Annotated in this window: 5 protein-coding genes, 2 tRNA genes, 2 rRNA genes and 1 pseudogene (1 of these 10 cut by a window edge); all 10 read left to right on the forward strand. The window is 44.3% G+C overall.

What is annotated here, in order from left to right; all coding sequences use genetic code 11:
- The first annotated feature begins 80 nt into the window (after positions 1-80).
- A complete protein-coding gene (gene patA, locus UKS_RS00800) occupies positions 81-1,787 on the forward strand; it encodes a multidrug efflux ABC transporter subunit PatA (protein WP_156011404.1) in 1,707 nt (568 codons plus the stop codon).
- 1 nt (position 1,788) lies between these two features.
- Positions 1,789-3,555, forward strand: a complete 1,767-nt coding sequence (gene patB, locus UKS_RS00805) for a multidrug efflux ABC transporter subunit PatB (RefSeq protein WP_156011405.1) — start codon at positions 1,789-1,791, stop codon at positions 3,553-3,555.
- Between the two features lie 333 nt (positions 3,556-3,888).
- Positions 3,889-4,578: a gamma-glutamyl-gamma-aminobutyrate hydrolase family protein gene (locus UKS_RS00810; protein WP_156011406.1), complete on the forward strand. Its 690-nt coding sequence runs from the start codon at positions 3,889-3,891 to the stop codon at positions 4,576-4,578.
- Positions 4,579-4,748: 170 nt separating this feature from the next.
- Complete coding sequence (locus tag UKS_RS00820) at positions 4,749-6,098, forward strand: glucose-6-phosphate isomerase (protein ID WP_156011407.1); 1,350 nt, start codon at positions 4,749-4,751, stop codon at positions 6,096-6,098.
- A gap of 130 nt (positions 6,099-6,228) precedes the next feature.
- Entirely contained in the window at positions 6,229-7,689 is a 1,461-nt protein-coding gene (gene gltX, locus UKS_RS00825; RefSeq protein ID WP_156011408.1) for a glutamate--tRNA ligase, read from the forward strand.
- Between the two features lie 13 nt (positions 7,690-7,702).
- Positions 7,703-8,137: pseudogene (locus UKS_RS00830) on the forward strand (cytidine deaminase family protein).
- A 111-nt stretch (positions 8,138-8,248) separates the two neighbouring features.
- A tRNA-Glu gene (locus tag UKS_RS00835) sits at positions 8,249-8,320 on the forward strand.
- Between the two features lie 241 nt (positions 8,321-8,561).
- Positions 8,562-10,109: ribosomal RNA gene (locus UKS_RS00840) — 16S ribosomal RNA — on the forward strand.
- A gap of 51 nt (positions 10,110-10,160) precedes the next feature.
- Positions 10,161-10,233: transfer RNA gene (locus UKS_RS00845), tRNA-Ala, on the forward strand.
- 125 nt (positions 10,234-10,358) lie between these two features.
- Positions 10,359-12,246 (forward strand): 23S ribosomal RNA (locus UKS_RS00850); it runs 1,014 nt beyond the window's last position.
- The 16S and 23S rRNA genes sit together here with 2 tRNA genes alongside, the layout of an rRNA operon.

Here is a 12,246-nt window from a genome sequence, read left to right on the forward strand (position 1 = left end):
CTAGAATAACATCACACAAACCGAATGAGAAGGAGCTGACACATTGTCGCTCCCTTTTGTCTATTTTTTAAGGAGAAAGTATGCTGATTCAGAAAATCAAAACCTACAAGTGGCAGGCCTTGGCTTCGCTCCTAATGACAGGCTTGATGGTTGCTAGTTCACTTCTGCAACCGCGTTACCTGCAGGAAGTGTTAGATGCCCTACTTGCTGGGAACTATGAAGCCATTTATAGTATCGGTGCTTGGTTGATTGGTGTGGCCTTGGTTGGTCTGGTTGCTGGTGGGCTCAATGTTATCCTTGCAGCCTATATTGCCCAAGGAGTTTCATCCGACCTTCGGGAGGATGCCTTCCGTAAAATCCAAACCTTTTCTTATGCCAATATTGAACAATTTAATGCGGGAAATTTAGTCGTTCGCATGACAAATGATATCAACCAGATTCAGAACGTCGTCATGATGACCTTCCAAATTCTTTTCAGACTTCCCCTCTTGTTCATCGGTTCGTTTATCTTGGCGGTTCAAACCCTACCTTCTCTGTGGTGGGTGATTGTTCTCATGGTAGTCTTGATTTTTGGTTTGACTGCTGTCATGATGGGTATGATGGGACCTCGTTTTGCCAAGTTTCAAAGCCTTCTTGAACGCATCAATGCTATCGCTAAGGAAAATCTGCGCGGTGTTCGTGTGGTCAAGTCCTTTGTCCAAGAAAAAGAGCAATTTGCTAAGTTTACGGAGGTTTCAGACGAACTTCTCGGTCAAAATCTTTACATTGGTTATGCCTTTTCAGTAGTGGAACCTTTCATGATGTTGGTCGGTTACGGAGCTGTCTTCCTCTCCATTTGGCTAGTTGCAGGGATGGTTCAGTCGGATCCGTCAGTTGTTGGCTCCATTGCTTCCTTTGTCAATTACCTGAGCCAGATTATCTTTACCATAGTTATGGTTGGATTTTTAGGAAATTCTGTCAGTCGTGCCATGATTTCTATGCGTCGTATTCGAGAAATTCTGGACGCAGAGCCAGCCCTGACCTTCAAGGATGTCCCAGATGAAGAGTTGGTCGGAAGTCTTAGCTTTGAAAATGTAACCTTTACCTATCCAATGGATAGGGAACCGATGCTGAAAGATGTGAGCTTTACTATTGAACCTGGTCAAATGGTTGGTGTCGTTGGAGCGACTGGTGCAGGAAAATCAACCTTGGCTCAACTGATTCCACGTCTCTTTGACCCGCAGGAAGGGGCTATCAAAATCGGAGGTAAGGATATTCGAGAAGTGAGTGAAGGAACCCTGCGTCAAACAGTTTCTATCGTTCTCCAACGTGCCATTCTTTTTAGTGGAACGATTGCAGATAACTTGAGACAGGGAAAAGGAGATGCCACTCTATTTGAAATGGAGCGTGCAGCCAATATTGCCCAAGCCAGTGAATTCATTCATCGTATGGAGAAAACCTTTGAAAGTCCAGTTGAGGAACGGGGAACCAATTTTTCTGGTGGGCAAAAACAAAGGATGTCAATTGCTCGTGGAATTGTCAGCAATCCACGTATTCTGATTTTTGACGATTCGACCTCAGCTTTGGATGCCAAGTCAGAGCGCCTGGTTCAAGAAGCCTTGAATAAGGACTTGAAAGGGACGACAACCATTATCATCGCGCAAAAGATTAGCTCGGTTGTTCATGCAGACAAGATCTTGGTTCTGGATCAAGGACGATTGATTGGTCAAGGCACGCATGCAGACTTGGTTGCCAACAATGCTGTTTACCGTGAAATCTACGAAACACAGAAAGGAAAGGAGGAGTAAAATGAAGACAGTTCAATTTTTTTGGAATTATTTTAAAGTCTATAAGCTATCATTTGTAGTTGTTATCCTGATGATTGTTCTGGCGACTCTTGCCCAAGCTCTCTTTCCGGTATTTTCTGGACAAGCAGTGACGCAGCTAGCTAATTTAGTTCAAGCTTATCAAGATGGCAATCCAGAACTTGTTTGGCAAAGTCTATCAGGAATCATGGTCAATCTTGGTCTGCTGGTTTTGGTTTTATTTATTTCTAGTGTGATATACATGTGTCTCATGACGCGTGTGATTGCAGAGTCGACCAACGAGATGCGCAAAGGCCTCTTCGGTAAGCTTGTTCGCTTGACGGTTTCTTTCTTTGACCGCCGACAAGATGGCGATATCTTGTCTCGTTTTACCAGTGATTTAGATAATATCCTCCAAGCCTTTAACGAAAGCTTGATTCAGGTCATGAGCAACATCGTTCTATACATTGGTCTGATTCTCGTCATGTTTTCGAGAAATGTGACGCTGGCCCTCATCACCATCGCCAGCACACCAGTGGCCTTCCTCATGCTGATTTTTATCGTGAAAATGGCACGGAAATATACCAACCTCCAGCAAAAAGAGGTAGGAAATCTCAACGCCTATATGGATGAGAGTATCTCAGGCCAAAAAGCTGTCATTGTGCAAGGAATTCAAGAGGATATGATGGCAGGATTTCTTGAACAAAATGAGCGCGTGCGTAAGGCAACCTTTAAAGGAAGAATGTTTTCAGGAATTCTTTTCCCTGTCATGAATGGCATGAGTCTGGTTAATACAGCCGTCGTCATCTTTGCTGGTTCAGCTGTTCTTTTGAATGATAAGGCTATTGAAACAAGTACAGCCCTAGGTTTGATTGTTATGTTTGCCCAATTTTCTCAGCAGTACTACCAGCCTATTATTCAAGTTGCGGCTAGTTGGGGAAGCCTCCAGTTAGCCTTTACAGGGGCTGAACGGATTCAGGAAATGTTTGATGCAGAGGAAGAAATCCGACCTGAAAAGGCTCCAACTTTCACTCAGTTGCAAGAAGGTGTTGAAATCAGTCATATTGATTTTTCATACTTGCCTGATAAACCTATTTTGAAAGATGTTAGCATTTCTGCCCCTAAAGGCCAGATGACAGCAGTTGTTGGTCCGACAGGGTCAGGGAAAACGACTATTATGAACCTTATCAATCGCTTTTATGATGTTGATGCTGGTGGGATTTATTTTGATGGGAAAGATATTCGTGACTATGATTTAGATAGTCTCAGAAGTAAGGTGGGAATTGTCTTGCAAGATTCGGTATTATTTAGCGGAACCATTCGAGACAATATCCGTTTTGGTGTACCAGATGCCAGTCAGGAAATGGTTGAGACAGCAGCCAAGGCAACCCACATTCACGACTATATTGAAAGTTTGCCTGATAAATACGATACTCTTATAGATGATGACCAAAGCATCTTCTCAACTGGACAAAAGCAATTGATTTCTATCGCTCGAACCCTAATGACAGATCCAGAAGTTCTCATTCTAGATGAAGCAACTTCCAACGTAGATACGGTGACAGAAAGCAAGATTCAGCATGCCATGGAGGCGGTTGTAGCAGGCAGAACCAGTTTCGTCATTGCTCACCGATTGAAGACCATCCTCAATGCTGATCAGATCATTGTCCTCAAAGATGGAGAAGTCATTGAACGTGGTAACCACCATGAACTCTTGAAACTAGGTGGCTTCTACTCAGAACTCTATCATAATCAATTTGTCTTTGAATAATAAAAAGTTGTCCTATGTGGGCAGCTTTTTCTTGTCCATAAAAAATTTTTATCACAGCCTTAAAAAAAACATATTAGACGAAAGGCGCTTTGAGTGATATGATAGGAGTATCGTTATACTCAATGAAAATCAAAGAGCAAACTAAGAAGCTAGCCGTAGGTTGCTCAAAGCACTGCTTTGAGGTTGTAGATAGAACTGACGAAGTCAGCTCAAAACACTGTTTTGAGGTTGTGGATAGAACTGACGAAGTCAGTAACATATATACGGTAAGGCGACGCTGACGTGGTTTGAAGAGATTTTCGAAGAGTATTAACATTCGAAAGGAGAGACATCATGGCTAGAACAGTTGTAGGAGTGGCTGCAAATCTATGTCCCGTAGATGCAGAAGGCAAAAACATTCATTCATCTGTATCTTGTAGATTCGCAGAGAGCATTCGTCAAGTCGGTGGTCTCCCTTTAGTCATTCCTGTTGGTGATGAGTCAGTTGTACGCGATTATGTGGAAATGATTGATAAACTCATCTTGACAGGCGGTCAAAATGTCCATCCTCAGTTTTATGGAGAGAAAAAGACCATCGAGAGCGATGATTACAATCTAGTACGCGATGAGTTTGAACTGGCTCTATTGAAAGAAGCGCTTCGTCAGAATAAACCGATTATGGCAATCTGTCGCGGTGTCCAACTTGTCAATGTTGCCTTTGGGGGAACCCTCAATCAAGAAATCGAAGGTCACTGGCAAGGACTGCCTTTCGGAACATCTCACTCTATTGAGACAGTAGAAGGAAGCGTGGTGGCCAAGCTATTTGGAAAAGAAAGTCAGGTTAACTCTGTCCATCGTCAAAGTATTAAAGATTTGGCACCTAATTTCCGTGTGACTGCTGTGGATCCAAGAGACCAGACCATCGAAGCGATTGAGTCTATCGACGAACACCGCATTATCGGTTTACAGTGGCATCCAGAGTTTTTGGTTAATGAAGAAGATGGTAATTTGGAACTATTTGAGTATTTATTGAATGAACTGTAGCGACTGGAGCATCCGGTCGTTCTTTCTTTTATTATTTCAAAATTTTTGGAATGCGGTATTTTTACGCAAACGTTTGAATTCTGATAAAAATTGGAGAAATTTGACAAAAAAACTTGAAAAAAACGAAGGTAAGCGTTATGATAGAAAAGAAGAAATATTGGAGGAATAACATGTCACATATTAAATTTGATTATTCAAAAGTTTTAGACAAATTTGTTGCACCACATGAAGTGGAATACATGCAATCACAAGTAACAGCAGCAGACGAATTGATCCGTAAAGGAACTGGTGCTGGAAGCGACTTCTTGGGATGGTTGGACCTTCCTGAAAACTATGATCGCGAAGAATTTGACCGCATCTTGAAGGCTGCTGAGCAGATCAAGTCAGACAGCGATGTTTTAGTTGTGATCGGTATCGGTGGATCTTACCTTGGTGCCAAAGCTGCGATTGATTTCTTGAACCACCACTTTGCAAACTTGCAAACAAAAGAAGAACGCAAAGCTCCACAAATCCTTTACGCTGGAAACTCAATCTCATCTACTTACCTTGCTGACTTGGTAGAGTACGTTGCGGATAAAGATTTCTCAGTAAACGTGATTTCTAAATCAGGTACAACAACAGAACCAGCGATTGCTTTCCGTGTCTTCAAAGAACTTTTGGTTAAGAAATACGGTCAAGAAGAAGCAAACAAACGTATCTATGCAACAACTGACCGCCAAAAAGGTGCTGTTAAGGTTGAAGCAGACGCTAACGGTTGGGAAACATTTGTAGTTCCAGATGATATCGGTGGACGCTTCTCAGTATTGACAGCCGTTGGTTTGCTTCCAATCGCAGCATCAGGAGCTGACATCAAAGCCCTTATGGAAGGTGCGAATGCAGCTCGCAAAGACTATACTTCAGACAAAATCTCTGAAAACGAAGCTTACCAATATGCTGTAGTGCGTAACATCCTTTACCGTAAAGGCTATGCAACTGAAATCTTGGTAAACTACGAGCCATCACTTCAATACTTCTCAGAATGGTGGAAACAATTGGCTGGTGAATCAGAAGGAAAAGACCAAAAAGGTATCTACCCAACTTCAGCTAACTTCTCAACAGACTTGCACTCACTTGGACAATTTATCCAAGAAGGAACTCGTATCATGTTTGAAACAGTTGTCCGTGTTGACAAACCACGTAAGAACGTGATTATTCCTACTTTGGAAGAAGATCTTGATGGACTTGGCTACCTCCAAGGAAAAGACGTTGACTTTGTAAACAAAAAAGCGACTGACGGTGTTCTTCTTGCCCACACAGATGGTGACGTACCAAACATGTATGTTACTCTTCCTGAGCAAGATGCCTTCACTCTTGGTTATACAATCTACTTCTTCGAATTGGCTATCGCCCTTTCAGGTTACTTGAATGCCATCAACCCATTTGACCAACCAGGTGTTGAAGCTTACAAACGTAACATGTTTGCCCTTCTTGGAAAACCAGGATTTGAAGAATTGAGCAAAGAACTTAACGCACGTCTATAATAATGGAAGAAAAGAGTGGTTTGTCCACTCTTTTTACTCTCTTTATTCATAGCAATTGGACTCAGCCAAGACTTGTGATATAATATAGAGAGCAAAAAGGCAGATGCCTAGAGACTTTATAGGAGAAGATATGTCAAAAGATATCCGCGTACGTTACGCACCAAGTCCAACAGGACTACTACACATCGGAAATGCCCGTACAGCATTATTTAACTACCTTTACGCACGCCATCATGATGGAACTTTTATCATTCGTATCGAAGATACTGACCGTAAACGTCATGTCGAGGATGGTGAACGTTCACAGCTTGAAAACCTTCGTTGGTTAGGTATGGACTGGGATGAGAGCCCAGAAACTCATGAAAACTACCGTCAGTCTGAGCGCTTGGACTTGTATCAAAAATACATCGACCAACTGTTAGCTGAAGGAAAAGCCTACAAATCTTACGTTACAGAAGAAGAGTTGGCAGCTGAACGCGAACGCCAAGAAGCAGCTGGCGAAACACCACGCTACATCAATGAATACCTTGGTATGAGTGAAGAGGAAAAAGCGGCTTACATCGCAGAACGTGAAGCAGCAGGGATTATCCCAACGGTTCGCTTGGCTGTCAATGAGTCAGGTATCTACAAGTGGCATGATATGGTCAAAGGCGATATCGAATTTGAAGGTGGCAATATCGGTGGTGACTGGGTTATCCAAAAGAAAGACGGTTACCCGACTTACAACTTTGCCGTTGTCATCGACGACCACGATATGCAAATTTCTCATGTTATCCGTGGAGACGACCACATTGCTAATACACCAAAACAGCTCATGGTTTATGAAGCACTTGGTTGGGAAGCTCCAGAGTTTGGTCACATGACCTTGATTATCAACTCTGAGACTGGTAAGAAGTTATCTAAACGTGATACTAATACACTTCAATTTATCGAAGACTACCGTAAAAAAGGTTATTTACCAGAAGCAGTCTTTAACTTTATTGCTCTTCTTGGTTGGAACCCAGGTGGCGAAGATGAAATCTTCTCTCGTGAAGAACTCATTAAACTTTTCGATGAAAACCGCCTCAGCAAGTCTCCAGCAGCCTTCGACCAGAAGAAACTTGACTGGATGAGCAATGATTATATCAAGAATGCAGACCTAGAAACTATCTTTGAAATGGCAAAACCATTCCTAGAAGAAGCAGGACGTTTGACTGATAAGGCTGAGAAATTAGTAGAACTCTACAAACCACAAATGAAGTCAGTGGACGAAATTGTTCCATTGACAGACCTTTTCTTCTCAGACTTCCCAGAATTGACAGAAGCTGAACGAGAAATCATGGCAGGAGAAACTGTTCCAATTGTTCTAGAATCTTTCAAAGCGAAACTAGAAGCGATGACAGATGAGGAATTTGTGACAGAAAATATTTTCCCACAAATCAAAGCTGTTCAAAAAGAAACAGGTATCAAAGGGAAAAATCTTTTCATGCCTATTCGCATCGCAGTTTCAGGTGAAATGCATGGACCAGAATTGCCAGATACTATCTTTTTGTTAGGTCGTGAAAAATCAATCCAGCATATCGAAAATATGCTAAAAGAAATCTCTAAATAAGAAGGATGCAACAATGGACATCTGGGAAAAGATGTACGAAGAAGCACAGAAACTATACAATCCACATGAAGTTTCTGACTTTGTTTATGCTAACCATGTTGTTGCTGCGGTAGAAGCAGAAGATGGTCAGATCTTCACAGGATTTTGTATGGAGGGCACTTGTGGAGTTTTTCATCTCTGTGCAGAACGAGCAGCTCTCTTCAATATGTATTAATTTTCAGGACAAACTAAGGTTAAGAAAGTATTAGCCTTTCGAGACAAAGCACCTTATGGTGGGAGTTCAGCCATGCCTTGCGGTGCTTGCAGAGAATTTCTCTTGGAGTTGAATTCTGAAAATAAAGATGCAGAATTCATGATGGACTACGATAGAAGAAAGACAGTGAAAGTCGCAGAACTAATCCCATATTGGTGGGGAGAGGAACGTGCTTCCAAGTTTAATAATCAATAGAAGAGTCAGTATAATTCTGGCTCTTTTTACTTAACTTAAAAAAAGTTTAAAAAAGGTGTTGACAAAGTTTAAAAAGTCGGTATAATAGTAAGAGTTGAAAATAGCAACTCAGGTCCGTTGGTCAAGGGGTTAAGACACCGCCTTTTCACGGCGGTAACACGGGTTCGAATCCCGTACGGACTATGGTATGTTGCGGTAGAAACACTTGATGAAAAAAATAAAAAAAGTTTCAAAAAAGTGTTGACAAGCGAAAGCGACTGTGATATACTAATATAGTTGTCGCTTGAGAGAAGCGAGTGACAAAGACCTTTGAAAACTGAACAAGATGAACCAATGTGCAGGGCACTACAACTGAGGTTGTAGTACTGAACAATGAAAAAAACAATAAATCTGTCAGTGACAGAAATGAGTGAGAACTCAAACTTTTAATGAGAGTTTGATCCTGGCTCAGGACGAACGCTGGCGGCGTGCCTAATACATGCAAGTAGAACGCTGAAGGAGGAGCTTGCTCTTTCCGGATGAGTTGCGAACGGGTGAGTAACGCGTAGGTAACCTGCCTGGTAGTGGGGGATAACTATTGGAAACGATAGCTAATACCGCATAATAGTAGATGTTGCATGACATTTGCTTAAAAGGTGCAATTGCATCACTACCAGATGGACCTGCGTTGTATTAGCTAGTTGGTGAGGTAACGGCTCACCAAGGCAACGATACATAGCCGACCTGAGAGGGTGATCGGCCACACTGGGACTGAGACACGGCCCAGACTCCTACGGGAGGCAGCAGTAGGGAATCTTCGGCAATGGACGGAAGTCTGACCGAGCAACGCCGCGTGAGTGAAGAAGGTTTTCGGATCGTAAAGCTCTGTTGTAAGAGAAGAACGAGTGTGAGAGTGGAAAGTTCACACTGTGACGGTATCTTACCAGAAAGGGACGGCTAACTACGTGCCAGCAGCCGCGGTAATACGTAGGTCCCGAGCGTTGTCCGGATTTATTGGGCGTAAAGCGAGCGCAGGCGGTTAGATAAGTCTGAAGTTAAAGGCTGTGGCTTAACCATAGTACGCTTTGGAAACTGTTTAACTTGAGTGCAAGAGGGGAGAGTGGAATTCCATGTGTAGCGGTGAAATGCGTAGATATATGGAGGAACACCGGTGGCGAAAGCGGCTCTCTGGCTTGTAACTGACGCTGAGGCTCGAAAGCGTGGGGAGCAAACAGGATTAGATACCCTGGTAGTCCACGCCGTAAACGATGAGTGCTAGGTGTTAGACCCTTTCCGGGGTTTAGTGCCGTAGCTAACGCATTAAGCACTCCGCCTGGGGAGTACGACCGCAAGGTTGAAACTCAAAGGAATTGACGGGGGCCCGCACAAGCGGTGGAGCATGTGGTTTAATTCGAAGCAACGCGAAGAACCTTACCAGGTCTTGACATCCCTCTGACCGCTCTAGAGATAGAGTTTTCCTTCGGGACAGAGGTGACAGGTGGTGCATGGTTGTCGTCAGCTCGTGTCGTGAGATGTTGGGTTAAGTCCCGCAACGAGCGCAACCCTTATTGTTAGTTGCCATCATTCAGTTGGGCACTCTAACGAGACTGCCGGTAATAAACCGGAGGAAGGTGGGGATGACGTCAAATCAGCATGCCCCTTATGACCTGGGCTACACACGTGCTACAATGGCTGGTACAACGAGTCGCAAGCCGGTGACGGCAAGCTAATCTCTTAAAGCCAGTCTCAGTTCGGATTGTAGGCTGCAACTCGCCTACATGAAGTCGGAATCGCTAGTAATCGCGGATCAGCACGCCGCGGTGAATACGTTCCCGGGCCTTGTACACACCGCCCGTCACACCACGAGAGTTTGTAACACCCGAAGTCGGTGAGGTAACCTTTTAGGAGCCAGCCGCCTAAGGTGGGATAGATGATTGGGGTGAAGTCGTAACAAGGTAGCCGTATCGGAAGGTGCGGCTGGATCACCTCCTTTCTAAGGATAAGGAACTGCGCATTGGTCTTGTTTAGTCTTGAGAGGTCTTGTGGGGCCTTAGCTCAGCTGGGAGAGCGCCTGCTTTGCACGCAGGAGGTCAGCGGTTCGATCCCGCTAGGCTCCATTGGTGAGAGATCACCAAGTAATGCACATTGAAAATTGAATATCTATATCAAATAGTAACAAGAAAATAAACCGAAAACGCTGTAGTATTAATAAAGAGTTTATGACTGAAAGGTCAAAAAATAAGGTTAAGTTAATAAGGGCGCACGGTGGATGCCTTGGCACTAGGAGCCGAAGAAGGACGTGACAAACGACGATATGCCTTGGGTAGCTGTAAGTAAGCGATGATCCAGGGATTTCCGAATGGGGGAACCCAACAGGTACTACCTGTTACCCATATCTGTTAAGGATGTGAGGAGGAAGACGCAGTGAACTGAAACATCTAAGTAGCTGCAGGAAGAGAAAGCAAAAGCGATTGCCTTAGTAGCGGCGAGCGAAACGGCAGGAGGGCAAACCGAAGAGTTTACTCTTCGGGGTTGTAGGACTGCAATGTGGACTCAAGGACTATAGAAGAATGATTTGGGAAGATCAGCCAGAGAGAGTAATAGCCTCGTAATTAAAATAGTCTTTGTGCCTAGCAGTATCCTGAGTACGGCGGGACACGCGAAATCCCGTCGGAATCTGGGAGGACCATCTCCCAACCCTAAATACTCCCTAGTGACCGATAGTGAACCAGTACCGTGAGGGAAAGGTGAAAAGCACCCCGGGAGGGGAGTGAAATAGAACCTGAAACCGTGTGCCTACAACAAGTTCGAGCCCGTTAATGGGTGAGAGCGTGCCTTTTGTAGAATGAACCGGCGAGTTACGTTATGATGCGAGGTTAAGTTGAAGAGACGGAGCCGTAGGGAAACCGAGTCTGAATAGGGCGAATTAGTATCATGACGTAGACCCGAAACCATGTGACCTACCCATGAGCAGGTTGAAGGTGCGGTAAGACGCACTGGAGGACCGAACCAGGGCACGTTGAAAAGTGCTTGGATGACTTGTGGGTAGCGGAGAAATTCCAAACGAACTTGGAGATAGCTGGTTCTCTCCGAAATAGCTTTAGGGCTAGCGTCGACATTAGAGATTCTTGGAGGTAGAGCACTGTTTGGGTGAGGGGTCCATCCCGGATTACCAATCTCAGATAAACTCCGAATGCCAATGAATTATGGTCGGCAGTCAGACTGCGAGTGCTAAGATCCGTAGTCGAAAGGGAAACAGCCCAGACCACCAGCTAAGGTCCCAAAATAATTGTTAAGTGGAAAAGGATGTGGGGTTGCACAGACAACTAGGATGTTAGCTTAGAAGCAGCTATTCATTCAAAGAGTGCGTAATAGCTCACTAGTCGAGTGACCCTGCGCCGAAAATGTACCGGGGCTAAAACAATTTACCGAAGCTGTGGATACCTTTTATAGGTATGGTAGGAGAGCGTTCTATGTGTGAAGAAGGTATACCGTGAGGAGTGCTGGAACGCATAGAAGTGAGAATGCCGGTATGAGTAGCGAAAGACAGGTGAGAATCCTGTCCACCGTAAGACTAAGGTTTCCAGGGGAAGGCTCGTCCGCCCTGGGTTAGTCGGGACCTAAGGAGAGACCGAAAGGTGTATCCGATGGACAACAGGTTGATATTCCTGTACTAGAGTATGTAGTGATGGAGGGACGCAGTAGGCTAACTAAAGCAGACGAATGGAAGAGTCTGTCTAAGCAGTGAGGTGTGATATGAGTCAAATGCTTATATCTATAACATTGAGCTGTGATGGGGAGCGAAGTTTAGTAGCGAAGTTAGTGACGTCACACTGCCAAGAAAAGCTTCTAGCGTTTAAACATACTCTACCCGTACCGCAAACCGACACAGGTAGTCGAGGCGAGTAGCCTCAGGTGAGCGAGAGAACTCTCGTTAAGGAACTCGGCAAAATGACCCCGTAACTTCGGGAGAAGGGGTGCTGACATATGTCAGCCGCAGTGAATAGGCCCAAGCAACTGTTTATCAAAAACACAGCTCTCTGCTAAATCGTAAGATGATGTATAGGGGGTGACGCCTGCCCGGTGCTGGAAGGTTAAGAGGAGTGCTTAGCGTAAGCGAAGGTATGAAT

The sequence above is a fragment of the Streptococcus sp. 116-D4 genome (genome assembly GCF_009731465.1).
Classification (GTDB): domain Bacteria; phylum Bacillota; class Bacilli; order Lactobacillales; family Streptococcaceae; genus Streptococcus; species Streptococcus pseudopneumoniae_E.

Bases quoted from the DNA above. Each gene is read 5' to 3' on its own strand.
- patA (WP_156011404.1), top strand. From the start codon at position 81: ATGCTGATTCAGAAAATCAAAACCTACAAGTGGCAGGCCTTGGCTTCG.
- patB (WP_156011405.1), top strand. From the start codon at position 1,789: ATGAAGACAGTTCAATTTTTTTGGAATTATTTTAAAGTCTATAAGCTA.
- UKS_RS00810 (WP_156011406.1), top strand. From the start codon at position 3,889: ATGGCTAGAACAGTTGTAGGAGTGGCTGCAAATCTATGTCCCGTAGAT.
- UKS_RS00820 (WP_156011407.1), top strand. From the start codon at position 4,749: ATGTCACATATTAAATTTGATTATTCAAAAGTTTTAGACAAATTTGTT.
- gltX (WP_156011408.1), top strand. From the start codon at position 6,229: ATGTCAAAAGATATCCGCGTACGTTACGCACCAAGTCCAACAGGACTA.